At 27.9% G+C, this 25,818-nt stretch carries 25 protein-coding genes; 18 read left to right on the forward strand and 7 right to left on the reverse strand.

Annotated features, from left to right (window positions below):
- Positions 1–241: 241 nt before the first annotated feature.
- Genes rpiB through ACFQZW_RS05580 form a run of 6 tightly spaced genes read left to right on the forward strand, consistent with a single transcriptional unit; the run spans position 242 to position 3,637 of the window.
- Positions 242–679, forward strand: a complete 438-nt coding sequence (gene rpiB / locus ACFQZW_RS05555; protein ID WP_298262795.1) for a ribose 5-phosphate isomerase B — start codon at positions 242–244, stop codon at positions 677–679.
- A 1-nt stretch (position 680) separates the two neighbouring features.
- Entirely contained in the window at positions 681–1,106 is a 426-nt protein-coding gene (locus ACFQZW_RS05560) for a Fur family transcriptional regulator (RefSeq protein ID WP_372800356.1), read from the forward strand.
- Between the two features lie 36 nt (positions 1,107–1,142).
- The gene (locus ACFQZW_RS05565) at positions 1,143–2,051 is read left to right on the forward strand and encodes a cation diffusion facilitator family transporter (RefSeq protein WP_298262793.1); all 909 of its coding nucleotides are present in this window, start codon (positions 1,143–1,145) and stop codon (positions 2,049–2,051) included.
- 1 nt (position 2,052) lies between these two features.
- Positions 2,053–2,496, forward strand: coding sequence for a GNAT family N-acetyltransferase (locus tag ACFQZW_RS05570; RefSeq protein ID WP_372800358.1), 444 nt, complete (start codon positions 2,053–2,055; stop codon positions 2,494–2,496).
- A gap of 18 nt (positions 2,497–2,514) precedes the next feature.
- Positions 2,515–3,039: a hypothetical protein gene (locus ACFQZW_RS05575; RefSeq protein ID WP_386781681.1), complete on the forward strand. Its 525-nt coding sequence runs from the start codon at positions 2,515–2,517 to the stop codon at positions 3,037–3,039.
- Positions 3,040–3,052: 13 nt separating this feature from the next.
- Positions 3,053–3,637, forward strand: a complete 585-nt coding sequence (locus ACFQZW_RS05580; RefSeq protein WP_386781683.1) for an NUDIX domain-containing protein — start codon at positions 3,053–3,055, stop codon at positions 3,635–3,637.
- Positions 3,638–3,646: 9 nt separating this feature from the next.
- Here the strand turns inward: ACFQZW_RS05580 and ACFQZW_RS05585 are convergent, their stop codons facing one another.
- Entirely contained in the window at positions 3,647–4,162 is a 516-nt protein-coding gene (locus ACFQZW_RS05585; RefSeq protein ID WP_298262789.1) for a DinB family protein, read from the reverse strand.
- Between the two features lie 97 nt (positions 4,163–4,259).
- On the opposite strand from ACFQZW_RS05585, the gene recA reads away from it, so the two are divergent.
- The 5 genes from recA to ACFQZW_RS05610 all read left to right on the forward strand — a co-directional run bounded on the left by recA (position 4,260) and on the right by ACFQZW_RS05610 (position 8,688).
- Complete coding sequence (gene recA / locus ACFQZW_RS05590; RefSeq protein WP_298262788.1) at positions 4,260–5,267, forward strand: recombinase RecA; 1,008 nt, start codon at positions 4,260–4,262, stop codon at positions 5,265–5,267.
- A gap of 185 nt (positions 5,268–5,452) precedes the next feature.
- Positions 5,453–5,890, forward strand: a complete 438-nt coding sequence (locus ACFQZW_RS05595; protein ID WP_372800363.1) for an ATP-dependent zinc protease family protein — start codon at positions 5,453–5,455, stop codon at positions 5,888–5,890.
- 11 nt (positions 5,891–5,901) lie between these two features.
- Entirely contained in the window at positions 5,902–6,777 is an 876-nt protein-coding gene (gene rimK / locus ACFQZW_RS05600) for a 30S ribosomal protein S6--L-glutamate ligase (RefSeq protein WP_298262786.1), read from the forward strand.
- Entirely contained in the window at positions 6,767–7,726 is a 960-nt protein-coding gene (locus tag ACFQZW_RS05605) for a succinylglutamate desuccinylase/aspartoacylase family protein (protein WP_386781687.1), read from the forward strand. Before rimK ends, ACFQZW_RS05605 begins: the two co-directional genes overlap by 11 nt.
- Before the next feature lie 8 nt (positions 7,727–7,734).
- A complete protein-coding gene (locus ACFQZW_RS05610) occupies positions 7,735–8,688 on the forward strand; it encodes an ABC transporter ATP-binding protein (RefSeq protein WP_298285213.1) in 954 nt (317 codons plus the stop codon).
- Between the two features lie 96 nt (positions 8,689–8,784).
- Here the strand turns inward: ACFQZW_RS05610 and dut are convergent, their stop codons facing one another.
- From dut to ACFQZW_RS05630, 4 genes are read right to left on the reverse strand one after another with little or no spacing between them, the layout of a single operon-like run.
- Positions 8,785–9,216: a dUTP diphosphatase gene (gene dut / locus ACFQZW_RS05615; RefSeq protein ID WP_298262783.1), complete on the reverse strand. Its 432-nt coding sequence runs from the start codon at positions 9,214–9,216 to the stop codon at positions 8,785–8,787.
- Positions 9,217–9,242: 26 nt separating this feature from the next.
- The gene (locus ACFQZW_RS05620) at positions 9,243–9,680 is read right to left on the reverse strand and encodes an SRPBCC family protein (RefSeq protein ID WP_298262782.1); all 438 of its coding nucleotides are present in this window, start codon (positions 9,678–9,680) and stop codon (positions 9,243–9,245) included.
- A gap of 17 nt (positions 9,681–9,697) precedes the next feature.
- On the reverse strand, positions 9,698–10,540 hold the full coding sequence (locus tag ACFQZW_RS05625) for an alpha/beta hydrolase (RefSeq protein WP_298285210.1): 843 nt from the start codon (positions 10,538–10,540) through the stop codon (positions 9,698–9,700).
- Positions 10,541–10,544: 4 nt separating this feature from the next.
- Positions 10,545–11,999 carry an oligosaccharide flippase family protein gene (locus tag ACFQZW_RS05630; RefSeq protein WP_298285207.1) on the reverse strand — a complete coding sequence of 485 codons (1,455 nt, stop codon included), beginning with the start codon at positions 11,997–11,999 and terminating at the stop codon, positions 10,545–10,547.
- A gap of 98 nt (positions 12,000–12,097) precedes the next feature.
- On the opposite strand from ACFQZW_RS05630, the gene ACFQZW_RS05635 reads away from it, so the two are divergent.
- From ACFQZW_RS05635 to ACFQZW_RS05655, 5 genes are all read left to right on the forward strand, one after another.
- On the forward strand, positions 12,098–12,967 hold the full coding sequence (locus ACFQZW_RS05635; RefSeq protein ID WP_298285206.1) for a fructosamine kinase family protein: 870 nt from the start codon (positions 12,098–12,100) through the stop codon (positions 12,965–12,967).
- Between the two features lie 50 nt (positions 12,968–13,017).
- Positions 13,018–14,013: an NAD(P)H-dependent glycerol-3-phosphate dehydrogenase gene (locus ACFQZW_RS05640; protein WP_298262778.1), complete on the forward strand. Its 996-nt coding sequence runs from the start codon at positions 13,018–13,020 to the stop codon at positions 14,011–14,013.
- Positions 14,014–14,119: 106 nt separating this feature from the next.
- Positions 14,120–14,647 (forward strand): menaquinone-dependent protoporphyrinogen IX dehydrogenase, encoded by a 528-nt coding sequence (gene hemG / locus ACFQZW_RS05645; RefSeq protein WP_386781692.1) that lies wholly within the window; start codon positions 14,120–14,122, stop codon positions 14,645–14,647.
- Positions 14,648–14,682: 35 nt separating this feature from the next.
- Positions 14,683–15,567, forward strand: a complete 885-nt coding sequence (locus ACFQZW_RS05650; RefSeq protein ID WP_386781694.1) for a hypothetical protein — start codon at positions 14,683–14,685, stop codon at positions 15,565–15,567.
- Positions 15,568–15,705: 138 nt separating this feature from the next.
- The gene (locus ACFQZW_RS05655) at positions 15,706–19,452 is read left to right on the forward strand and encodes a PAS domain S-box protein (protein ID WP_386781696.1); all 3,747 of its coding nucleotides are present in this window, start codon (positions 15,706–15,708) and stop codon (positions 19,450–19,452) included.
- A gap of 9 nt (positions 19,453–19,461) precedes the next feature.
- Here the strand turns inward: ACFQZW_RS05655 and ACFQZW_RS05660 are convergent, their stop codons facing one another.
- Positions 19,462–19,863, reverse strand: coding sequence for a hypothetical protein (locus tag ACFQZW_RS05660; protein ID WP_386781698.1), 402 nt, complete (start codon positions 19,861–19,863; stop codon positions 19,462–19,464).
- 29 nt (positions 19,864–19,892) lie between these two features.
- Positions 19,893–20,912, reverse strand: coding sequence for a phenylalanine--tRNA ligase subunit alpha (gene pheS / locus ACFQZW_RS05665; protein ID WP_298262773.1), 1,020 nt, complete (start codon positions 20,910–20,912; stop codon positions 19,893–19,895).
- Between the two features lie 262 nt (positions 20,913–21,174).
- Between pheS and gdhA the strand changes: the two genes are divergently transcribed.
- Both gdhA and ACFQZW_RS05675 read left to right on the forward strand, forming a co-directional pair.
- Positions 21,175–22,518: an NADP-specific glutamate dehydrogenase gene (gene gdhA / locus ACFQZW_RS05670; RefSeq protein ID WP_372802692.1), complete on the forward strand. Its 1,344-nt coding sequence runs from the start codon at positions 21,175–21,177 to the stop codon at positions 22,516–22,518.
- 120 nt (positions 22,519–22,638) lie between these two features.
- On the forward strand, positions 22,639–25,671 hold the full coding sequence (locus ACFQZW_RS05675) for a PEP/pyruvate-binding domain-containing protein (RefSeq protein WP_298262771.1): 3,033 nt from the start codon (positions 22,639–22,641) through the stop codon (positions 25,669–25,671).
- Positions 25,672–25,818 lie beyond the last annotated feature (147 nt).

The raw sequence follows: 25,818 nt of genomic DNA on the forward strand, positions 1-25,818 counted from the left end.
TTGATTTAAAAATTCAATAAAAAAATTTGCGAGTTAAAATCTAATTTTAGTATTAATAAAAACTTTTTATAATTCAAAAAATAGTTTTCTTTTTTAACTCTAAACTTATTCACAATCTTAAATTTATGTAAACTAATTGTTAATCAACTATATAAAAAATACTATTAACATTTGTTTTTATTGCTGTTAATAACGGTGAATTTGTATTTTTGTAGCCTAACTTATTAACAAAACTACAACTATGGTAATTGCAATTGGTAATGATCACGCCGGTACTGAGTATAAATTTGAAATTATTAAACAATTAGAACGCAAAGGTATTAAAGTTTTAAATTTTGGAACTGATACTTCAGATAGTATGGATTATCCAGATGCGATTCATCCTGTAGCTGATGCTGTTGAAAACAATAAAGCAGCTTTTGGAATTATAATTTGTGGAAGTGGAAATGGCGCACAAATGACTGCTAATAAACATCAAGGAATTCGTGCTGCACTTTGTTGGAATAATGAATTAGTTGAATTAGCTCGTTTACATAACAATGCAAATGTTTTATCAATTCCTGCTCGCTTTGTTTCATTACAACAAGCTTTAAGTTTTGTAGATATTTTTTTAAATACTGAATTTGAAGGTGGAAGACATCAAAATCGTGTAGATAAAATACCTACAAAATGTTGTTAATATGATTTATCATAATGAAATAACTAAGCTCTTAAATACTAAAAAAATTAAAAAAACTGCAATGCGTATTTTAGTATTGCAGTTTTTTTTAGAACAAAATTCTGCCATTAGTTTACCTCAATTAGAACATAAATTTTATTATTCAGAAAGAACAACACTTTATAGAACATTAAAAACTTTTGAAACTAAAGCTTTAGTTCATAAAATTAATGATGGAACAGGAGTTACTAAATATGCATTATGTGAAAGTAATTGTAAAATTGAAAAGCATACTGATATTCATCCACATTTTTATTGCGAAAAATGTAAAATTACCACTTGTATAAATTATGTGTCACTACCAAAAATTCAGTTAAAAAATTTTAAAGTTTTTACTACCGAAATAATAATTAAAGGAATTTGTGAAGTTTGCAACAAAGTTGCATAAATTTAAACTCTAATTTTGTGTTATAAAATTAAAAAAATGAGTCACAATCATTCACATAGTCATACTACTTTATCTGGAACAAATTTATTGCTTTCAATTGTTTTAAATATACTTATTACAACAGCTCAAGTTATTGGAGGTTTTATTTCAGGAAGTTTAGCATTAATTTCTGATGCTGTTCATAATTTTTCAGATGTTATATCCTTAATAATTAGTTATATAGCTAATATTCTTACCCGTAAAAAAAAGCAAACCAAACAATATACTTTTGGGTATAAACGTGCCGAAATTATTGCTGCATTTATAAATGCAGCTACTCTAATAGTAGTAGCAATTTTCTTAGGTATTGAAGCAGTTAAACGTTTTTCAGCTCCAATTGAAATAGAAAGTAATTTAGTTATTTGGTTAGCAATTTTAGGAATTGCCGCTAATGGATTTAGTGTTTTATTATTAAAAAAAGATGCACAAAGTAATTTAAATATGCGTTCTGCATACATTCATTTGTTATCAGATATGTTAACCTCTGTAGCGGTTTTAATAGGTGGTTTATTAATGAAATATTATCAAATTTATTGGGTAGATGGTTTATTAACTCTTATAATTTCAGTTTATTTAATATACCTTAGTTGGGACATTTTAATTTCATCCGTAAAAATTTTAATGCTTTTTGCACCCAAACATATTATGATTGATAATGTTGCTACTGAAGTTTTAAAAATAAATGAAGTTAAAAATATACATCACGTTCATATTTGGCAATTGAACGATCACGATATTCATATTGAAGCTCATATTGAATTTATGAATGATATTAAACTTTCTGAATTTGATATTATTTGCGAAACTATTGAAACTATGCTTTTGGAAAAATTTCATATTAATCATTGTAATTTTCAACCAGAATTTAAGAGAGATGATTTAAAAGAATTGATAAAACAAGATTAATATGTTAGAAGTTGTAGTAAAATCATTCTCAGAATTAACAACAAATGAATTGTATGCAATTCTCCAACTTCGAAGTGAGGTTTTTGTTGTTGAACAAAACTGTGTATATCAAGATATTGATTACAAAGATCAAAAAGCAATGCATATTTTAGGGTTTAAAAATGATAAAATTGTTGCTTATACACGTATTTTTAAACCTAATGATTATTTTTTAAATGCAAGTATTGGAAGAGTGGTGGTTGCGGCTAATGAGAGAAAATATGGCTATGGACATATTATTTTAAAACATTCTATAAAAGCAATTGAACATTATTTTAACGAAATTACAATAAAAATTTCAGCTCAAACATATTTAAAATTTTTTTATGAGTCACATGGTTTTAAACAAATAGGTGATGAGTATTTAGAAGATAATATTCCACATATAGCAATGATAAAAAATTAACTTAAAACTTATATTTAAATGAAAAAGTTAACCATTTTAGTATTTTTAAGCTTAAGTACATTTTATTCTTTTTCACAAGATAATAGCTTACATAAATTACAATTTTTAATAGGAGATTGGAAAGGAACTGGAAGTGGTTTTGGAAACTCTACCTCAGAAATTACAGCTTCTTATAATTTTATAATGAATAATAAATATATTGAAGTTACCCATGAATCTAATTTTAAACCAACAGAACAAAACCCAAAAGGAGAGCACCATATAGATAAAGGATTTATAAGTTTTGATACTTCTAGAAATAAATTAGTTTACAGACAATTTAACAATGAAGGTTATGTAAATCAGTATATTTTGAATGAAGAATTATCAACAGATGATATTTTTATTTTTGAAACTGAACTTATTGAAAATTTTGTTCCAGGAGGAAAAGCACGTTTAACTATAGAAAAAATTAGTGTTTCTGAAATTAAAACCATTTTTGATGTGTCTTTTCCAAACAAAGAATATAGCTGTTTTGGTACCAATTCTTTAATTAAACAATAATTCATAATTTTTAATGAAAAATTCTAAAGTTAAAATTAATTATATAAAAAACTTAGCCAACGATTGGTATAAATTAGATAAAGTAAATTTTGACTACAAAACCCAAAAAGGAGAGTGGCAAACACAAAATAGAGAATGTTATGATAGAGGAGATGGAGCTGCAATTTTATTATATAATTCTACAAAAAACACGGTAATTTTAACCAAACAGTTTAGAATGCCCACCTACTTAAATGCCAATTCAGATGGTATGATGATTGAAGTTTGTGCTGGTTTATTAGATGAAGATGATCCATTAACGTGTATTAAAAAAGAAGCTGAAGAAGAAACCGGTTACCAAATAAACAATCCAACAAAATTATTTGAAATTTATTCTACACCAGGAGCAGTTACAGAAAAAATTCATTATTTTATTGCAGAGTATTCTGATGAAATGAAACTTGGTAATGGAGGTGGCTTAGCTTCTGAACACGAAGAAATTGAAGTATTAGAGCTTAATTTTAACAAAGCTATACACATGATTTCATCAGGAGAAATTAAAGACGCTAAAACGGTTATACTATTACAATATGCACAACTAAATAAATTGTGTAAGTAAATAAACTAATTACCATCCGCTATATTTTGGAGGCGTAATATTATTTAAATTTAAATAGACAATTAATTGCCCACGATGGTGTGTAACGTGATCTTGTAATAAATTTAAAATTTGTAATTTGCTTTTAGAGCCCGCGAAAAAATCAACTTTTGTAGTTAAATCATCTAAAGAAGTTTGATTAATAATTTTTGAAACTTTATTAAAAGTTATAGTTAATTCCTCAATAATTTCTTTTTTTGTTGTAGGATTAATTTTGCCCGTTTTTGTAAAGTTTTCATTCATAAAATAAGTTTCACTTAACCACACCATATTAGTTCTTATATGGAGTAGCTGCTCTTTAAAACTCATTTGTCTTTCAATAGGTTTAAAATTATAAGATTCCTCAGGCATAGCATCTGCAATTTCTATTAAATAATTTTTAGAATTTTCCCATTTCAATAAAAAAGCAGAAATAGCATCATTTTGAGCTATTAAGTTATTGGAAATTAGTACAATAAATGCAATTAATAAATTTTTTATTTTCATGTTAATAATAGTTAATAGAATTCTAAACAAAGGCTAAATATACTCAATACTTTTTTATATTTTAGCAACATTCATTTTAAACATATTTTTTAATATTATGGCAGAAGACAAAGAAAAAGTAGCAAAATTAAAAGCATTACAGCTTACTTTAGATAAATTAGATAAAGCTTATGGGAAAGGAACTGTAATGAAAATGGGAGATGTAGCAATAGATGATATAGATGCTATTTCTTCAGGATCATTAGGGTTAGATTTAGCTTTAGGAGTTGGAGGTTACCCAAGAGGAAGAATTATTGAAATTTATGGTCCAGAGTCATCAGGTAAAACAACATTAACCTTACACGCAATTGCAGAAGCTCAAAAAGCAGGAGGTATTGCAGCTTTTATTGATGCTGAACACGCTTTTGATCGTTTTTATGCTCAAAATTTAGGAATAGATATTGATAATTTAATTATTTCTCAACCTGACCATGGGGAACAAGCTTTAGAAATTGCTGATAATTTAATTTCTTCTGGAGCTATTGATATTGTAGTTGTAGACTCGGTTGCTGCTTTAACGCCTAAAAGTGAAATTGAAGGAGAAATGGGTGATTCTAAAATGGGGTTACATGCTCGTTTAATGTCTCAAGCTTTGCGTAAATTAACAGGAACTATTCATAAAACCAATTGTACTGTTATTTTTATCAATCAATTACGTGAAAAAATTGGAGTGATGTTTGGTAATCCTGAAACAACCACTGGGGGAAATGCTTTAAAATTTTATGCTTCAGTTAGATTAGATATTCGAAGAAGAACCCAAATAAAAGATGGCGACAAAGTAATAGGTAATAGTACTAAAGTAAAAGTTGTAAAAAATAAAGTAGCACCTCCATTTCAAACAGCTGAATTTGATATCATGTATGGTGTAGGAATTTCTAAAACAGGAGAAATTTTAGATTTAGGTGTAGAATTTGGAATTGTTAAAAAAAGTGGTTCTTGGTTTAGTTATGGAGATACTAAATTAGGTCAAGGTCGCGATGCAGTTAAAGGATTAATTAAAGACAATCCTGAATTAGCAGAAGAATTAGAAACTAAAATTAAAGAAGCTATCAATTCTCAAGAATAAACGAATTTAATATATTAAACTAAAAGGATTGTTTTAAATTTTAAAACAATCCTTTTTTTGCTAACTATTTATCAATAAAATATTTATTTTATTCAAAACCTTTTCTATATTTAATAAAAGTTTACTTTTGGCACTCAAAAATCATAAAAAATAAATTTTAAATTTTTATACTTTCTTTATCTCTTTTGAAAAATAATACTGAAAAATTAATTATAGGCAGAACTGATATTGCAGATTTTCCAAAACTAGAATTGTTTGATATTGATATTAAAATTGACACTGGAGCATTTACATCAAGTTTTCATTGTCATCACATAGAAATTGAAAATCATCAATTAAAATGTCAGTTTTTAGATCCTAAGCATGAAAAATATCATGAAAAATATTTTTTATTTGAAAATTTTACTCAAAAAAAAGTAAAAAGTTCCAATGGAATGGTAGAAGATAGATATCTAATTTTAACAGAAATTGTTCTTTTCAGTCAAAAATATCCAATTGAGCTTACACTAACAGAAAGAGGATCTATGAAATATCCAGTATTGTTGGGAAGAAAATTTCTATCCAAAAAATTTATTGTTGATACAGCTAAAAAAAATGTATCATTTAAAAAAACTAATTCATAAAACAAACTCACATGAAAATTGTTGTTTTATCAAGAAATCCAAATTTATATTCTACAAAAAGACTTGTTGAAGCAGGTAAAAATAGAAATCACGAAATGTTAATAATTGACCATACTAAATGTGATATTATTATTGAAAAGAAAAAACCAGCAATTAGATATAAACATGAACTTATTACAAATGTAGATGCTGTAATCCCTAGGATTGGAGCTTCGGTTACTTTTTTTGGAACAGCTGTAGTGCGTCAGTTTGAAATGATGAAAGTTTTTACAGCTGTTGAATCTCAAGCACTAATGCGCTCTAGAGATAAGCTTAGAAGTTTACAAGTATTATCCAGAGCAGGTTTAGGTTTACCAAAAACGGTGTTTACCAATTATTCTAAAAACGTAGAAGATGTAATCCATGACGTTGGGGGCACTCCTTTAGTTATAAAATTATTGGAAGGAACTCAAGGTTTAGGGGTGGTTTTAGCTGAAAATGACAATGCAGCAACATCTGTTTTAGAAGCATTTAATGGGTTACAAGCAAGAGTAATTGTTCAAGAATTTGTAAAAGAAGCAAAGGGAGCTGATATTAGAGTTTTTATTGTTGATGGTGTAGTTGTTGGCGCCATGAAAAGACAAGGAAAAGAAGGCGAATTTCGTTCAAACTTACACCGTGGAGGTACTGCTGAAATTATAAAATTATCTATAGATGAAGAAAACGCTGCATTAAAAGCAGCAAGAGTTATGGGGTTAGGTGTTGCAGGTGTAGATTTATTACAATCAGATAGAGGCCCTTTAATTTTAGAAGTGAATTCTTCTCCTGGTTTAGAAGGAATTGAAGCTGCTACAGGAGTTGATATTGCTGGAAAAATAATTCATTATATTGAGCGTCATGCCGAATGAGTTTAAAATTCTAAATCAAAAAATAAGTTTAGGGCAAACCATACAATTAAAAATGGATATTGCTCAGCTTAGTATTGGAACTAAAATTGAAGTCCCCATCATTGTTTCTAGAGGTAAAAAAGAAGGACCTTGTTTATTATTAATAGGGGGCATTCATGGAGATGAAACTAACGGAGTTGAAATTGTAAGGCAATTAATAGCTTCAGAATTGCATAGGCCTGATTGTGGTACTGTAATTTGTATTCCTTTATTAAACGTTTTTGGATTTTTAAATCAAACAAGAGAGTTTCCAGATGGTAGAGATTTAAATAGAGCTTTTCCAGGATCTATTAAAGGATCGTTAGCAAGTAGATTTGCGTATCATTTAATGATGAAAGTTATTCCAAAAGTAAATTATTGTATCGATTATCATACTGGAGGGGCTCAACGTTTTAATTATTCTCAAGTTAGAATTGATGGTACAGATGACGAAACTTTAGAATTGGCTAAAATTTTTGGATCTCCATTTATTGTTTATAGCAAGAATAAAGAAAAGACTTTTAGAAAATCTATGGTAGATTTAGGTAAAAAAGTTCTTCTCTTTGAAGGAGGAAAATCATTAAATCTTGATAAAATAGTGACAAAAGTTGGTATTCAAGGTGCAATTAATGTAATGCATCACTTAGGAATGAGAGATTTTTCTTCTAAAATATCAAAACATTCTAAAGAAAACCCACCCATTCTAATTAAAAGTTCTAAATGGATAAGAGCCAAACAATCAGGAATGTATAGATCTTATATAAACGTTGGACAAAAGGTTGAAAAAGGCATTAAATTAGGAAGTATCTCAGACCCTTTTGGTACTAATGAAACCATTTTTAAAAACCCGCAAGAAGGTTATATATTAAATGCTAACCATTCTCCCGTGGTAAATCAAGGAGATGCATTACTTCATATAGGTTTTGAATAAAATAAATTATGTTAAAAGTAGATAAGGTTTCATTTGGGTACACTTTAAACGAAGTCATAAAAAATATTAGTTTTAAAGCTAATAAAGGAGATTATATTGCCATTGTAGGTGAAAGTGGTTGTGGAAAAAGCACTTTATTAGAAATTATTTATGGGCTGTTACATATAGATAAAGGAGCTGTTTATTGGAATGAAAATAAATTGCTTGGGCCAAATTTTTATTTGATTCCAGGTGAAGAATTTATGAAATATTTACCGCAAGATTTTGATTTGATGCCTTATATAACAGTTGAAGAAAATGTAGGTAAAAACATATCAAGTTTAGATCCTAATAAACAAAATAGGATTCTAGAATTATTAAAAGTTGTGGATATGACTGATTTTTTAAAAACCAAAGTTAAAAACCTTAGTGGCGGTCAAAAACAGCGTATTGCAATTGCAAAAGTATTGGCTAAAGAACCAGAGGTTTTATTATTGGATGAACCTTTTAGCCATATAGATAATTTTAGAAAAAATAAGCTTCGGAGAAGTTTGTTTAAGTACTTAAAATCTAAAAATATTTTGTGTATTGTTGCAACACATGATACTACTGATGCACTTTCTTTTGCCGATGAAATTTTAGTAATTAGAAATGGAAAAGTTGTTGCCCAAGGAACGCCAGAACAGTTATATAACCAACCAAAATCTGCGTATGTTGCGTCATTTTTTAATGAAATAAATGAACTTCCATTAAAGTTAATTGATTCAAAGAAAACTTTAAACAAAACGGTATTATTATATCCAAATGAGATTACCTTAACTTCAAATTCAAATTCTAAGTTAAAAGCTAAAGTGGTAAATTCTTATTTTAAAGGAAACTTTTATTTAATTGAAGCTGAATTTAAAGATAAAACTATTTTTTTTGAACACTCAACAAAGGTAAATAGTAATCAAGAGGTGTTTATAAAAATTAATTGTAACTAAATTCAACGGTTATCGAGAAAATAAAGAGTGTTTTTACATCAATACCTTAATGTCTATCATCACTTTTTAAAAGTATTATATTAAGAATTATTAAAATTAAACACCTGTAGATCCAAAACCTCCAGTTCCACGTTTGGTTTCACTTAATACATCAACAACTTCCCAATCTGCACGTTCGTGTTTTGCAATTACTAATTGTGCAATACGTTCGCCATCTTTTATTACAAAATTATCATTGGAAAGGTTAACTAAAATAACACCAATCTCACCTCGGTAATCAGCATCTATTGTTCCAGGGGCATTTAAAACGGTAATGCCTTTTTTAGCAGCCAAACCACTTCTCGGTCTTACTTGTGCTTCACTACCAACAGGTAAAGCAATAAATAAGCCTGTTTTAATTATAGTTCGTTCCAATGGTTTTAACGTAATTGGTTCAGAAATATTAGCTCTTAAATCCATTCCTGCAGAAGCAATGGTTTCATAATTTGGTAATTCGTGTTTTGATTTATTAATGATTTGTATTTGCATTTTTTGTTTATTATAGGTGTTTAATTTTAAGAATTTTCTAAATAATTTTTAAGATTTTGTTTTATAAAATAATTCCATCCTCCTCTACAGCTTTCGGTTTTAAATTCTGGAATATCATCTGAAAAACTTTCAGTAATTTTACAAGTAAGCTTTATTTTAGTGGTGTTGTTAATGTTTTCAAAAAGTTCAAAATAAACCAATGAATTGCCTGAATACTCAGCATACTTCCAATTATAAACAATTTTTTTAGAAGGAACAACTTCGATAATTTCCCATAAATGTAAAAAGTTTCTTTCCTCTGATTTTACATTGAATTGAGTTTTAAATCCAACTTCAGATTTAAAAGATGGAATATTATTAAAAAACCATTTTTTCATGCTATTTAAATTGGTAATTGCATCCCAAACAACACTTATTGGAGCGCTTAATTGTTCCTCTACTATAATAGTTTCGTTTGCTTTCATACTTTCAATTGTTAGGGTTATTTTAGGTTAAATAGCCATTTTACTACAGTTGAAAATTCACTTTTCCAAAAGGCTTCATTATGAGCACCATCAGGATTAATTTTAACTTTTATATTTTTAGTATTAAAACCAGATTCAATTAATAGTTTTTTCATTTTTTGAGTGTCTTCAATCATATTTTTACCTTCTTTTTCACCTATTAAAAGATATAATTTTGAAGTGTTGTTTTTGCCATAGAGCTTTGTAAAATGTGCTACTTTATTAGAAAACCAAAAGGAGGTTGACAAGGCTCCAATCTTTCCAAATGTTTTAGGATATTTTAATCCGCCGTAATAGGATATCAATCCGCCTAAAGAACTTCCAATCAGTGCAGTGTGTTTTGGTTGAGGTTTTGTTCTATAAGTTTTATCAATATATGGTTTTAAGGTATTTTTAATAAAATTGATATAAATTTCACCTTTCCCTCCACCATATTTTTGATGCTCCCAAGGGGTATATTCATTAATTCTTTCAGTTCCACCATTTTCTATAGCAACTACTATAAACCCTTTTTTAGTTGTGTTATACAACTTATTTAAAGTTTCATCAACTTCCCATTCACCAGCATAAGACGTATAGGTATCAAATAAGTTTTGAGCATCATGCATATAAATAACAGGATATTTTTTTGAACTACTATTATAATTTGGTGGTAAATACACCCAAATTTTACGACTACTATTATTTAAATTTGGAATAACAAACTCTTTTTTTAAAATAAAAACATTGTTAGCTGCTGTTGATTTTTTTTCACTTAAGCTTTGTCCAAACAATAATGAAGAATATACTAATAAACTAAAATATAAGAGAATATTTTTCATGAATTTACTTTTTAATAAGGGCTAAAATTTCCTTTTTTTCGTTGAAATAAATTAAAAAAGCAAAAGCAAGGACCAGCCCAACGGAGATTACATAATTTTCTCTAAAGTAATTAAAAGAAATAAATGCAATAATAATTGAAGCAGCTAAATAGCTCCCAGATTTTTTTAGGTTATAAGGAACAGGATAGTATTTTTTTCCTATAAAATATGAGACAAGCATCATACTAGCATAAGCAATTAAAGTAGCCCAAGCAGATGCTATAAATCCAAAAATAGGAATAAAAATTATATTAACAAGAATAGTAATTATAGCTCCCAAAATAGAAAAATACATTGCAAACCTAGTTTTATCGGTTAATTTATACCAAATGGCCAAATTGTGGTAAATCCCTAAAAATAAATTTGCTAGCAGTACAATAGGAACAATTATTATTGCGTCCCAATAAGCTTCATTTATAAAAGGACGCTTTAAAAGGTCTATAAAAATTACAATTCCTACAAAAACTAAAGCACCAACAATAATAAAATAATTTAAAATTTTAGCATAAGTAGCTTTTGCAGTTTTTTCTCCTGAATGATTAAAAAAGAAAGGTTCAGCACCTAACCTAAATGCCATAATGTATAAATTCATAAAAATGGCCAATTTATAACAGGCAGAATAAATTCCCATGGCGTTTTTATCAATCATTTTACCAATCAAAATTTTATCTAAGTTTTCGTTTATTACATAGGCAATTCCAGCAATAGCAATTGGCCAAGAATAAGCAACCATTTTTTTAAATAATACGTTGTTAAAACTCCATTTGAACTTTAAAACATACGGAAGTAATAAAACTAAAGAAATGGCACTACCTACACTATTAGCAATAAAAATAAAATTAACTAATGGAGTACTATTATAAGTTTCATTTAAAATTTTAGGCAAATTTTTTCCTTGTTCAACAAATGAAGGTATAAATTTTAAAAATAATAAATTGATAAGTACAATTACACCAACATTTATCAGTTTAATTGCAGTATATTTAAGAGGTCTGTTAGAAGCTCTTAAATATGCAAATGGAATTACCGCTATGGTATCAATGGCTAAAATTCCTACAAATAATTTGAACTGAAGTGGATTCGTTGTAAAATCAAATAGTTTGATAAAAAAATCAGAAAAAATAAATGCAATTATTAAAAAAATGATTGCAGAAGTTAATACGCTAATAAATGCAGTTGATACTATTGAATCTTTCTTTTTTTCGGCATTATAAAACCTAAAAAAAGCAGTTTCCATTCCAAAAGTTAATAAAACAGCAAATAATGCAATCCAAATGTAAAAGTTAGTATTTTCCGCATAATTATTTGTTGGCAACGCATCTGTATGAACTTTTACTAACAAAAAGTTAATTACACGAGGTAAAACTGCTGCAATTCCGTATATAATAGTATCCTTAAAAAATCGTTTAAGTGCGCTCAAATTGGGTTTTTAAAGTAAAACTATAAAAGTACAAAAGTATCACTTCATTTCAATAAAATAATTTTTAAGTTTCAATAAGAAGATGTAACTTTAAAATAATGGATTTGAAATTACAGCATTACATAGAAAAACAATTAACTATTAAGTTAAATACTAACCTTACTTTTAAATGGGAAAGTATTAGTGGAGGCTCAATTAATTTAACCTATAAAATTTCAGCAAACAACCATAATTATTTTGTTAAAATAAATGATAAATCGGTTTTCAAAAACGGATTTAAAGAAGAAGTTTTAGGGCTGAAGTTTTTAAAATTAAATGAAGCAATTACGCCTAAAATTATTTTAGAAGGAAGTTTTAACTCTAAAATTTATTTAGTGTTAAGCTGGATTGATAAAGAATTTCAAAACAATAATTTTTGGAAAAATTTTGCACATCAACTCGCTAATTTACATCAACATAAAAGCGATAAATTTGGATTAGAATATTCTAATTATATGGGACAATTAATTCAAAAAAATAGCTTTTTTAATAAGTTTGATAACTTTTTTATTGAAAACAGATTAAAACCTCAGGTAAAAATAGCTTTTGATAAAAAATTACTTACAAAAGGAGATCTTAGAAAATTTGAATACCTATATCAACAATTACCAACAATTTTACCAAAGGAAAAACCAAGTGCAGTTCATGGCGATTTGTGGAGTGGTAATTATATTAGTACTGCAAATAACAAGGCTGTTTTTATTGATCCAGCAGTATACTATGGACATCGAGAAATTGACCTAGCAATGAGCTTATTATTTGGAGGATTTTCTTTGAATTTTTATAATGTCTATCAAGAAATTTATCCCTTAGAAAAAGGATTCAATACTCGAAAAGATTTGTATAATTTATATCCACTTTTAATTCATTTAAATTTATTTGGAAACCCGTATTTACAAAGTATAAAAACGATTATAACTAAATTTTAAGGATTGGTTTCAGTAAGTTTTTTTACATTTGATACCTAAAATCTTTCAACATGATTAAAAACCCTAAAATAGCCGTTTTTGGCGGTGGAAGTTGGGCAACAGCCATTGTGAAAATGTTGTGTGAAAATTTAAATGAAGTTGGCTGGTATATGCGTAATGAAAACGCAATAGACTATATTAAAATTAATGAACATAACCCTAACTATTTAAGTTCAGCAGAATTTGATGTTTCTAAATTGTTATTATCTAATGATATTAATGAATTAGTTAATTATGCAGATGTTTTAATTTTTGCAATTCCTTCAGCTTTTTTAAAAGGAGAGTTAGATAAAATATCAGAAAATATTTCTGAAAAAATAATTTTTTCAGCCATTAAAGGAATTGTTCCTGAAAGTGGCTTAATTGTAGGAGAGCATTTTCATAAAATGTATCAAGTTCCTATTGAAAATATTGGAGTTATAACTGGCCCTTGTCATGCTGAAGAGGTTGCAATGGAAAGGTTATCTTACTTAACCATAGCATGTCAAGATAGAAAAAAAGCCAGAATGTTAAGTAAATATATTTCGAGCGATTATATAAAAACAAAAACCTCTGATGACATTATAGGAACCGAGTATGCAGCAATGTTAAAAAATATTTATGCAATAGCTGCTGGAATTGCCCATGGGCTAGGATATGGAGATAATTTCCAATCAGTAATAATGTCAAACTCAATTAGAGAGATGAAGCGTTTTATTAAAAAAGTACATAAGATGAAACGAAACATCAATAATTCAGCGTATTTAGGAGATTTATTGGTTACTGGATATTCTGTTTTTAGTAGAAATCGGATGTTTGGAAATATGATTGGGAAAGGATACACTGTTAAAAGTGCTATGATGGAGATGAGTATGGTTGCGGAAGGGTATTATGCAGCAAAAAGTGCTTATTTATTAAACGAAAAAAACGGAGCAAAAACACCAATAATTGATGCGGTTTATGCGGTGTTATATCAGCATAAAAACCCAAAACAAATATTTAAAAAATTAACAGAAGAATTAGATTAACATCTTCCATTCAATCTTTTTTATATCATTTTTAGGTGTGATATTTGTCAGCATAAACAAATTGCAGGTTTTGTAAATTTGAGCATATAATTAAAAAGGTTTTTTGATGAACGAAAGAATTGGAATTATTTATGCTACTGTGGATGGTCATACATTAAAAATTTGCAATGAACTTGTAAAAACTATAGAAGAAAAAGGTAAAAAGGTAGATTTATTTACCATTGATACTTTTAATAAAAACATTTCAGACTTTGACAAGTTAATTATTGGATCAAGTATTAGGTATGGAGTTCATCATGAAAAAATTATTGAGTTTATTAATAAAAACAAACCACAATTAGATACCATAAAAACAGCCTTTTTTTCTGTAAACTTAGTAGCACGTAAACCAGAAAAAAATACAGCAGAAACCAATCCGTATGTTATTAAGTTTTTTAAAAATATTACTTGGAAACCTACAATTGTAGAAGTTTTTGCAGGAATGTTAGATTATAAAAAATACAAGACTTTTGATAGAATTATGATTCAATTTATTATGTGGATGACCAAAGGACCTACAGATAAAAACACAAAAATTGAATATACTAATTGGAAGAAAGTAAAACAATTTGGAAAAAGGTTAGCCACATTTTAAACTTAGTTTTAAGTTAAAAAACTTAAATTGCATTGATGAAGTTTAAACTAAACCTTGTTATTATATGTTTATTGTGCTTAAATTATCTAAAAGCACAATCATCACTCATCGTTGAAACAGATAGTATAAGAATATTTGACACCTATATTTCAGAAAATTCAAAAGAAAATATTTTTCCAACAATTTATAAAAATGGGCTATTATATATTTCCTTAGGAAAATACAAAATTTATAAATTATATTATTCCGATTTAAAATCTACATCGAAAAAAATAAAGGTTAGCAATAAGTTTTATTCTGGATTAACTACTGTTTTTAATAATGAAATTTATTTTACAGGAAAGGACTTTGTTTCTAGTAATAATCAAGAAAATTTAGTGATATACAAAGGTTATTTAGAGGGGTATAAAATTAAGAAAATAAAAAAATTACCAATATGTGTAAATCAATTTAGTTATGCGCACCCATCAATTTCAAAAGATGGGCAAAGTATGGTTATTGTGTCAAATGAAAATGGAAAAAATCATTTGTTAGAATTAAAGAGAACAAAAGATAATAAATGGGAAAAAGGAAAACCTATTTTTATTACACAATCAAATTTTGATATTATCAATCCAACATTTTTTAATAATAATACTATTTATTTTTCAACAAATAGTTCTAAAGGAGACGTTAAAGAAGTAACATATAAAAGAATGAATGATAAATTAGTGGTTGATGAAATTAATGTTGAAAAAGGAGATTTCAATATTTTTAAAATCACTAAGATAAATGGAATATGGCAACTACCACAAAAAGCAACAGTATTTAATTCGGAGTTTGATGATTTAGGCGTTGTGTTTATTTCTAAAAACAAAGGATATTTAAATACTTTTAGATACGACAATGCTGATAATATTTTCTTTTTTGAATTAAAATAACAAACAATTGTAAGAGCATTAACAATTATTTTTTTAAACAAAACAACTATAAATCTGGCTATATTTGTATTGACCATTGTCAGTAAGTATATAACATAATATGCTTATCTTTGCTGCTTTAACCCCTAACCCTAGAAAATGCCTATACAGCAAAAATACATTAATGACACGTTAGAGTTTATCTATAAGAATGGATATAACTCTTCAATTAATGAATTTTTAAATCAAACAGTAAAGTTTCTTTCAAAATTATTAAATATTGAATATGTATTAATAAGCACTTATTCCAGTATAGAGGAAAATACTGTTGAAACACGAGCCTTTTATGGAAATCAAAAATTTTTACCAAACATAACTTATAAATTAAAAGATACTCCTTGTGATGTTGTAATTGATAAAGATTTTTGTTGTTACTCCTCAAAAGTTCAACAATTATTTCCATTGGATAAATCTTTAGTTGAAATGAAGGTTGAGAGTTATGTTGGCATTCCTCTTTTGAGTTCTAATAAAAAACCTATTGGCTTAATAACCTTTATGGATATTAAACCTATAGAAAACTCACAAACTTTAGAAACCATATTAAAAATAGTAGCCATAAAAGTTGAAAAAATACTTGAAAAAGCTATTTATAAAGAATTATTTAGTGAAAATGAGTTAAAGCATAAAAAGCTTAGAAATATTTTACTTGAAGGAATTTTAATTCATAATAAAGGTGAAGTTTTTGAAATAAATGAAACCTTTGAAAAAATGTTTGGTTACTCGAGTGAAGAACTTATAGGTAATGACATTTTAGAAAAATTGTTTCCAAAAAAATATCATTCTTTTATTAAAAGTAATATTGTTAATAAAATGGATATACCTTTTGAAATGGAAGGTATTAAAAAGAATGGAGAGGTATTTCCTATTGAAATTGAATCTAGAAATGTAAAATCTAAAAATAACCACACACTAAAAGTTTGTGTTATCAAAGATTTGACAAAATCAAAAAAATCAGAAATTGAAAATGTTAAATTATCAAAAGCTGTTGAACAAAGTGCAAATGTTATTGTTATTACTGATATACATGGAAATATAGAATATGTAAACCCAAAATTTACAGAACTTACAGGTTATAATTTAAAAGAAGCGCAAGGAAAAAATACAAGTATTTTAAACTCAGGAAAACATTCTAAAGATTTTTATAAAAAAATGTGGGATGTTATTTTAAGTGGGAAAAATTGGAAAGGAGAAATACAAAATAAAAGTAAAAACGGAACACTATTTTGGGAACAAGCAACAATAACACCTATTAAAAATAGTAAGAATGAGATTATTAATTTTCTTGCCATAAAAGAAGATATTACACAAAGAAAAAAATCGGAAAAAGAACTAAAAACAGCCTATAATTTATTAAAAGAAAAAGAAGATTACTTATCAAATATTTTAAAAACTGCTAATGAAGGTTTTTGGATTATCGATATAAATTCTAATACGCTTCAAGTTAATGAAAAAATGTGTGCAATTTTAGAGAGAGATGAGTCTGAAATTATAGGCAAATCAATTTATGACTTTGTAGACGAAGAAAATGCTAAAATTTTTAAATGTGAAATTAAAAAAAGAGCATTTGGACTTTCAACAAGCTATGAAATTGAGCTTTTAAAAAGTAATGGCCAAAATGTAGCTTGTTCATTTAATACCTCACCTATATATAATAAAAATAATGAGCGTATTGGTTCATTTGCCTTAGTAACCAATATTTCTAACTTAAAATTAGCCAACCTAAAATTAGAGGCTACAAATAGTGAATTAAGAAAACTTAGTGAACAGTTATCTGAAAAAAACAGACTTCATATTGAAAGTAAAAACAAATTTAAAAACTTATTTGACAACAGCCCAATATCTTTATGGGAAGAAGATTTTTCAGAGGTAAAAAAATTAATAAAAGATGCAGGAATTGAAGCATCAAACTTAAATAAATACTTAAATAAAAATAAAAGTTTTTTAATTGAGTGCATTTCAAAAATTAAAATTTTAAGAGTTAATAAAAGCACGTTTAATTTATTAGGAGCTAAATCCATTGAAGAATTAAGAGTTCTTTTACAAAAAACTAATACCAAAGAATCTTTTAAAAGCTTGGCAAATGAAATTACCGCTGTTGCACTTAATAAAAAAGAGTTTTATGGTGAAACAGAATTTTTAAGAATGGATGGGAAAGTTATTTCAGCAATTATAAAGTCTGAAATAGATTCTGAAGGAAAATCCATTGTGTCGGTAGTGGATATTTCAGCTATAAAAGAAGCTGAAAAACAATTAAACATTGCTAAATTAAAAGCTGAGAAAAGCGACGAACGTTATAGACTTGCCGTAGCTGCATCTGGTTTGGGAATTTGGGATATGAATGTAAAAACAAGTAAAACTCATTTTTCAAATTATTACAAAAAACAAATAGGATATGATAAGGATGAACTTGAAAATGAATTTTCTACTTGGGTAGATCATTTACATCCTGATGAACGAGATGTGAAATTACATGAGTTTAAAGAGTATTTAAAAAACCCACAAAAACAATATGTTACTGAGTTCAGATTCCGTCATAAAAATGGTTCTTATATTTGGATACTTTCAACAGCTGAAGTCATAAAAAATAAAAAAGGTGAAGTAGAGAGAATATTAGGTTCTCATAGAGATATTACCATTAGAAAAAAAGCACTGTCAAAAATTGAAGAACAAACAATTGAGCTGATAAAAGCAAAAGAAAAAGCCGAAGAAAGCAATAGGCTTAAAACAGAGTTTTTAAATAATATGTCGCATGAAATTAGAACACCAATGAATGGTATTTTAGGCTTTTCTCAATTTTTAAGCGACCCATCAATTACTGAAGATAAACGAAATTATTTTATCAATATCATACAAAATAGCGGTAACCAATTACTCCGTGTAATTGATGATATTCTTGAAATTTCAAGGTTAGAAACCAAACAAGTAATGGTCATTGAAAAACCAGTTTGTTTAAATGATTTGTTATTGGAACTATTCTCAATTTTTGATTTAAAAGCAAAAGAAAACCAAATACCATTATACATTAAAAATGGACTTTCTGATGTTGAGAGCACAATATTTACAGATAAATCTAAACTAAATAAAATACTCAGCAACCTATTAGAAAACGCTTTAAAATATACCAATGAAGGAAGTATAAGTTTTGGCTATCAATTGGTTGGTGCAAACTTAGAAATTTTTGTAAAAGATACAGGTATTGGAATTAATAAAGACAAACAAGAAACCATATTCGAGAGGTTTTCTCAAGAAGAAAAAGAACTATCTCAAAATGCAGGTGGATTAGGCTTAGGGCTTTCCATTGCTAAAGAAAATACGGAGCTTTTAGGAGGTATAATCTCAGTTGATTCGGTAAAAGGAAAAGGATCTACTTTTAAAGTTTCAATTCCTTATAAACCAGTTAATAATATAATAGATAATAATTCTCAAAAAGATAAATCAACAAAAGAAAATAAAAAACATACTATTTTAATAGTTGAAGACGAAGAAGTAAATTATTTATTTATTGAAATTATAATTACAGAAAAGATAAACGTAGACTGTAATATATTACATGCAAAAGATGGTAAGGAAGCACTTGAAATGTGTCAACAAAATAGTGAAATTGATTTTGTTTTAATGGATATTAATATGCCAGTAATGAATGGATTTGAAGCTACCAAAAAAATTAGAGAGTTTAATACTGAAATTCCAATAATTATGCAAACAGCATATTCAACTACAGAAGACAAAGAAAAAGCGTTTGATGCAGGGTGTAATGATTTTATTACAAAACCAATAAATAAAAATGATTTAAAAATTATTATGGAAAGTTACTTGTTAAACAAAAATCAAGAAATAATTGGTTAAATAATTGACTTAATGTACAATAATTCCTTTTTTATTTAATAAAGGGATGTGTCTTAAAGCACTTTCTTTTATAGCTCCTTTTTTAAACACATATTTTTTATCGAACATTGTTGTTCCTTCAAAAAAAGTAACATTAAAAAAATTAGTAAGTTTTAATACATCTTCTTGAAGTAACTCTACTTTTGCATAAGATTTTGAAGGAAGTTTTTCAATTTTATGTCTCAATACCGCTGTTTCTATCATTTGGTCCTCATCATATCCTTTAGACACAATTAATACCATTTCAATAAGTTCAGCTTTATTGTTAACAATATAAGCATTCCAATCGTTACATTTAAATTCATCATTATATTCTTTTACAACAGCCATAAAAACATCTTTTACCACTGGTATTTCAATATCTTTTTTCATAAGAAAAATAGTATTTTAAATAAAGAAAATTACAAGATTGATTTAAATTGTTCTAAAAAGCGAACATCATTTTCATAAAACATTCTAATATCAGGAATTTGATAAAGTAACATTGCAATACGTTCTATCCCCATTCCAAAAGCATAACCTGAATAAACTTCTGGGTCAATATTTGCGTTCTTTAAAACATTAGGATCTACCATACCACAACCCATAATTTCTAACCAACCTGTTCCTTTGGTTATTTTATAATCGGTTTCAGTTTCTAATCCCCAATAAATATCTACCTCAGCACTTGGTTCGGTAAATGGGAAATACGACGGACGTAATCGAATCTTAGATTTCCCAAACATTTCTTTGGTAAAATATAATAATGTTTGTTTTAAATCAGCAAATGAAACATCGGTATCAATATATAAACCTTCTACTTGGTGAAAGATACAGTGTGCTCTTGCCGAAATGTCTTCATTTCTAAAAACACGACCTGGAGAAATTGTTCTAATTGGCGGCTTATGATTTTCCATATAACGCACTTGTACTGACGACGTATGGGTACGGAGTAATACATCAGGGTTTTTTTCAATAAAAAAAGTATCCTGCATATCACGTGCTGGATGATATTCGGGTAAGTTAAGTGCTGTAAAATTATGCCAGTCATCTTCAATTTCAGGTCCTTCAGAAACCGTAAAACCAACTCTAGAAAAAACATCAATTATTTGATTTCTAACTAATGAAATTGGATGACGAGAGCCTAATTCAATAGGTTCTTCAGGCCTAGTTAAATCACCATAAACACCTTTTTGTTCAGAAACTTTCTCAAGTGCTTCTTTAAGTTCATTTACTTTATCTTGGGCAGTGTTTTTTAAAGTGTTTATTACCTGACCAAATTCTTTTCTATCTGTAGGGGCAACATTTTTAAATTCAGCAAATAAATCATTAAGTATTCCTTTTTTACCTAAAAATTTAATTCTAAACGTTTCAATTTCATCTTTTGAAGTTGCATTAAATGCTGCTACTTCTTCAATCAATTCCTTTACCTTATCTAACATTTTGTATAAAATTAGAATGCAAATTTAAGCATTTTTATTTTCATAAATAATATGAATAGATGAATGATAAATATCACTTTTTAAATATATAAATAAGGATTTATAATAGGTATAAGTAATTCTTAAAATAACCTTTTACGAAAACGTTTTAGAAAACTAAAATATTTTCGTAAATAAAGTTTATTATTTTAAATATAGCCTTAAAAATTGGCTATATTTGTGTAGCAAATTAAATAAAATTCAAAATAATACATCAAAAATTATGGAATCAAAAATTAAAGAGTTTATGAATTTGGTGAAAGAACGTAACCAATTTGAACCTGAGTTTTTACAAGCTGTAGAAGAAGTAGTCGAAACGGTTATTCCTTATATTGCTAACCATGAAATTTACAACGGCAAAAACATTTTATTAAGAATGGTGGAGCCTGAAAGGGTTTTAATGTTCCGCGTTCCTTGGGTTGATGATAGCGGTGAAATTATTGTAAACAGAGGGTTTAGAATTGAAATGAACTCAGCTATTGGACCTTATAAAGGAGGGTTGCGTTTTCATCCAACAGTAAACCTAAGCATTCTTAAATTTTTGGCATTTGAGCAAGTTTTTAAAAATGCTTTAACTACATTACCAATGGGTGGTGGTAAAGGTGGGTCAGATTTTGATCCTAAAGGAAAATCTGATGGTGAAATTATGCGCTTTTGTCAAAGCTTTATGAGTGAGTTATTCCGTCATATTGGACCAAATACAGATGTTCCAGCAGGAGATATTGGTGTAGGTGGAAGAGAAATAGGTTTCTTATTTGGAATGTATAAAAAATTACGTAACGAGTTTACGGGTGTATTAACTGGTAAAGGAATGTCTTGGGGTGGCTCTTTAATTAGACCTGAAGCAACAGGTTATGGAACGGTATATTTTGCTCAAAGTATGCTAGAAACTAAAGAAGATACTATAAAAGGGAAAACAGTAACTATATCAGGTTCAGGAAATGTAGCTCAATATGCTTGTGAAAAAGCAACTCAATTAGGAGCTAAAGTAGTTACTTTGTCTGACTCTTCAGGTTATATTTATGATGAAGATGGTATAGATGCCGATAAACTTGCTTTTGTAATGGATCTTAAAAATAACAAAAGAGGTAGAATTAGTGCTTATATAAATAAATATCCAAATGCTAAATTTTTTAAAGGGGAAAGACCATGGTCTGTAAAATGTGAAGTTGCCTTACCGTGTGCAACTCAGAATGAAGTAAATGAAAGCGAAGCAAAAACATTATTAAAAAATGGGTGCTATGTAGTAAGTGAAGGTGCTAATATGCCATCTACACCAGAAGCGATTACCGCTTACCAAGAAGCTAAAATACTTTATGCTCCTGGAAAAGCATCTAATGCTGGAGGTGTAGCAACTTCTGGTTTAGAAATGTCTCAAAATTCGTTACGTATTAATTGGACACGTGAAGAGGTTGATGTGAGACTTCAAAAAATTATGGCTGATATTCACGATTCTTGTATTAAATTTGGGAAACAAGATGATGGATATATTGATTATGTTAAAGGAGCAAACATCTCTGGTTTTGTTAAAGTTGCTGATGCAATGTTAGCGCAAGGTATTGTTTAATCCTTAAATTTATATTTACGCAAAAAAGACTGCCTTTTAAGGCGGTCTTTTTTTAAGTGTTATAATTATAAAACTATTAACGAAAATTTTAACTTAGCAAAAGTTAAACTAAAGATAATTATGAAAAACAAACAGCTTCCAGATTTAAAAACGTATGAATTTGAAGAATTTGAGTTTAATCAATTAATGCAAAATAGGATTCATAAAGTATTAATTGTATGTTCAAATTATGATTATTATATGTTGGAAGAAGATGGAAGAATTGATGAACGTATTTTTAATGAATATACCGCTTTACACCTAAGATATCCTCCAAGTTTTATGCATGCTAATTCTGCTAAAAGAGCAATTAGAATGCTTCAATCTAATAAAATAGACTTAGTTATAACGTGGTTAGATATCGGTAATTACAAAGCTTTTGAAACTTCTAAACAAATTAAAGAAGCTTGCCCAAATGTACCTATTGCAGCTTTAAGCCACTATTCATCAGAACTAAGAAGTAAGCTTCAAAAAGAAAATACAGGAATTATAGATTTTGTATTTCATTGGAATGGAAATGTGGAAATATTTTTGGCAATTATAAAATTAACGGAAGATAGAATGAATGCTGAAAATGATATTAGTGATATTGGCGTAAAAGCTATTTTACTAGTTGAAGATTCATTGAAGTTCTATTCAAGATATTTGCCACTTATTTATAAAACTATTTTAAAACAAACCCATGCATTTATGTCTGAAGGGTTAAATGAACACAGACAAATGATGCTAATGCGTGGTAGACCTAAAATATTATTAGCAACTACTTATGAAGAAGGAATAACCCTTTTTGAAAAATACAAAGATAAGCTATTAGGAGTTATTTCAGATGTTAATTATTTTAAGAATGGAGTACGAAATCCTGAAGCAGGTTTTCTTTTTTTAAAATATGTAAGAAGTTATAAAAGGTATTTTCCTTTTTTAATTCAATCATCTGATAAAAATAATGAAAAAAGAACTTTAGAACTAAAAGGAAAATTCTTATATAAACATTCTGAAACACTGGGAGTTGATATAAAATATTACATAACAAAATATTTTTCTTTCGGAAATTTTGAGTTTTGGGATCCAGAACAAATGAAAGTTCTGGCAATAACTAAAGATTTAAGTGAATTTCAAAAAGCATTAACTGCGGTCACAAATGAAGCAATTGTATACCATGCTAAAAGAAGTGAGTATTCTAAATGGTTAGAGTCTAGAGCATTATTTCCATTAGCCGATTTGTTAAGAAATATTGAATTTGAAGATTTTGAAGACGTTAACCAAGTTAGAGAATTTTTAATAAAATCTATAAAAGCCTACCGAGTTTATCGATCTCGTGGAGTAATTGTAAAGTTTGACAAAAATAGGTACGATGAATATGTTGGTTTTTCTAGAATTGGAGAAGGTGCTTTAGGTGGAAAAGGAAGAGGTTTAGCTTTTATTGATTCCTTTTTAAAACGAAATAAGTTATTTAAAAAATACGACAATGTAAATATTTCCATTCCAAGAACCGTAGTAATAAGTACCGATGTTTTTGACCAATTTATTGAAACTCACAAACTAATACGTTTTGCTGCTAAATGTAACAACGATGAAGAAATTTTAAAAATGTTTGTATCAAAAGACCTTCCAAAATGGGCTATGGACGATATTGAGGCCTTTTTAAAAACGTCACAAAACCCAATTGCAGTTAGGTCATCTAGTGTTTTAGAAGATTCTCATTATCAGCCATTTGCAGGAGTTTTTGCTACATATATGATTCCAAATACCAATTTAGATAAAATGTTAGTAATGATTTCTAATGCAGTAAAATCTGTAATTGCATCTGCATTTTATCAAAATAGTAAATCGTATTTAAAAGCAACTTCACATACTATTGAAGAAGATAAAATGGCGGTTATTTTACAAGAAGTAATAGGAAAAAAATACAACGATGTATATTATCCAAACATTTCAGGTGTAGCTCGTTCCATAAATTTTTATCCATTAGGAGAGGAAAAACCAAATGAAGGTATTGCTAATATTGCTTTAGGCTTAGGTGAAATTATTGTTGGCGGTGGAAATACGTTGCGTTTTTCTCCTCATCATCCCAAAAAAATACTGCAATTATCATCACCAGGTACTGCGCAAAGAGAAACTCAAAAATATTTTTATGGATTAGATATGGATCCAAGTAGTTATAAAGCCTCTACAAGCGAAGCCATAAACAAGAAAAAAATTAGTCTAAGAAAAGCAAAAGACCATGGCTCATTAAAGTATGTAGCTTCGACCTACGATTTACAAAATAATATTATCAGACCTGGAGTATTACATGATGGAATTAGAGTAATTACATTTGATAATATTTTAAAATACAATACATTTCCGTTAAGCGAAATATTACAGGATTTATTGAGGGTAGGACAACGAGAAATGAGAAATCCTATAGAAATGGAGTTTGCAATTAAATTAGATGTGCCGGCTGGACAACCTAAAGAATTTAGTTTTTTGCAAATTAGACCGATTGTAGAGAGTATAGAATCAACCAATGAATTACCAACAAAAATCGATTTTTCAGATACTATAATTTATTCTGAATCTGCTTTGGGAAATGGGAAATACGAGAATATTTGCGATATTGTTTATGTAAAACCTGAAACATTTAATTCGGCCAATACAAGACAAATTGCAGTTGCTGTAGAAAAAATTAATAAAAAGTTTGAAGAGTCTGGTAAAAATTATATTCTAGTGGGTCCTGGACGTTGGGGATCAAGCGATCCTTGGTTGGGGATTCCTGTTATTTGGCCGCAAATATCTTCAGCAAAAATAATTATTGAGTCTGGTCTGCATGACTTTAGAATAGATCCTAGCCAAGGAACTCATTTCTTTCAAAATTTAACTTCTTTTAAAGTGGGTTATTTAACCATAAACCCTTTTATAAAAGACGGTTTTTTTGATATAGATTATTTAAATAAACAAAAAGCAACTTATGAAGATGAGTATTTAAGACATATTAACTTTGAAAACTTTTTAACTATTTTGGTGGATGGAAAAAGCAACAAAGCAGTTATTTATAAAGAAGGATTCGTTTTAAAAGAAAATGAAGATATAATTGAAGAATCTATCGATTTATTACCTCCAGATGGGTTTATGTAAATAAAATGTAATTAAAAAGAAAGAACTTCAAATTAGTAATAAATTAAAAGTGAAAAATGTGTTTGAAAAAAGTATAACATAAGCAATATAACTACATCTTTTTTAGGCAAATAAAAGAAAATTCAGTAAATTTGTTATGAAATAAAT

Origin of the sequence: Lutibacter aestuarii (assembly GCF_042676885.1) — a bacterium.
GTDB lineage: Bacteria > Bacteroidota > Bacteroidia > Flavobacteriales > Flavobacteriaceae > Lutibacter > Lutibacter aestuarii.

Coding starts and splice junctions, on each gene's coding strand:
- ACFQZW_RS05650 (WP_386781694.1), top strand. CDS start 14,683: ATGAAGTTTAAACTAAACCTTGTTATTATATGTTTATTGTGCTTAAAT.
- hemG (WP_386781692.1), top strand. CDS start 14,120: ATGAACGAAAGAATTGGAATTATTTATGCTACTGTGGATGGTCATACA.
- recA (WP_298262788.1), top strand. CDS start 4,260: ATGGCAGAAGACAAAGAAAAAGTAGCAAAATTAAAAGCATTACAGCTT.
- gdhA (WP_372802692.1), top strand. CDS start 21,175: ATGGAATCAAAAATTAAAGAGTTTATGAATTTGGTGAAAGAACGTAAC.
- pheS (WP_298262773.1), bottom strand. CDS start 20,912: ATGTTAGATAAGGTAAAGGAATTGATTGAAGAAGTAGCAGCATTTAAT.
- ACFQZW_RS05655 (WP_386781696.1), top strand. CDS start 15,706: ATGCCTATACAGCAAAAATACATTAATGACACGTTAGAGTTTATCTAT.
- ACFQZW_RS05675 (WP_298262771.1), top strand. CDS start 22,639: ATGAAAAACAAACAGCTTCCAGATTTAAAAACGTATGAATTTGAAGAA.
- ACFQZW_RS05620 (WP_298262782.1), bottom strand. CDS start 9,680: ATGAAAGCAAACGAAACTATTATAGTAGAGGAACAATTAAGCGCTCCA.
- ACFQZW_RS05580 (WP_386781683.1), top strand. CDS start 3,053: ATGAAAAATTCTAAAGTTAAAATTAATTATATAAAAAACTTAGCCAAC.
- rimK (WP_298262786.1), top strand. CDS start 5,902: ATGAAAATTGTTGTTTTATCAAGAAATCCAAATTTATATTCTACAAAA.
- ACFQZW_RS05605 (WP_386781687.1), top strand. CDS start 6,767: ATGCCGAATGAGTTTAAAATTCTAAATCAAAAAATAAGTTTAGGGCAA.
- ACFQZW_RS05635 (WP_298285206.1), top strand. CDS start 12,098: ATGGATTTGAAATTACAGCATTACATAGAAAAACAATTAACTATTAAG.
- ACFQZW_RS05570 (WP_372800358.1), top strand. CDS start 2,053: ATGTTAGAAGTTGTAGTAAAATCATTCTCAGAATTAACAACAAATGAA.
- ACFQZW_RS05575 (WP_386781681.1), top strand. CDS start 2,515: ATGAAAAAGTTAACCATTTTAGTATTTTTAAGCTTAAGTACATTTTAT.
- rpiB (WP_298262795.1), top strand. CDS start 242: ATGGTAATTGCAATTGGTAATGATCACGCCGGTACTGAGTATAAATTT.
- ACFQZW_RS05565 (WP_298262793.1), top strand. CDS start 1,143: ATGAGTCACAATCATTCACATAGTCATACTACTTTATCTGGAACAAAT.
- ACFQZW_RS05660 (WP_386781698.1), bottom strand. CDS start 19,863: ATGAAAAAAGATATTGAAATACCAGTGGTAAAAGATGTTTTTATGGCT.
- ACFQZW_RS05560 (WP_372800356.1), top strand. CDS start 681: ATGATTTATCATAATGAAATAACTAAGCTCTTAAATACTAAAAAAATT.
- ACFQZW_RS05610 (WP_298285213.1), top strand. CDS start 7,735: ATGTTAAAAGTAGATAAGGTTTCATTTGGGTACACTTTAAACGAAGTC.
- ACFQZW_RS05585 (WP_298262789.1), bottom strand. CDS start 4,162: ATGAAAATAAAAAATTTATTAATTGCATTTATTGTACTAATTTCCAAT.
- dut (WP_298262783.1), bottom strand. CDS start 9,216: ATGCAAATACAAATCATTAATAAATCAAAACACGAATTACCAAATTAT.
- ACFQZW_RS05625 (WP_298285210.1), bottom strand. CDS start 10,540: ATGAAAAATATTCTCTTATATTTTAGTTTATTAGTATATTCTTCATTA.
- ACFQZW_RS05640 (WP_298262778.1), top strand. CDS start 13,018: ATGATTAAAAACCCTAAAATAGCCGTTTTTGGCGGTGGAAGTTGGGCA.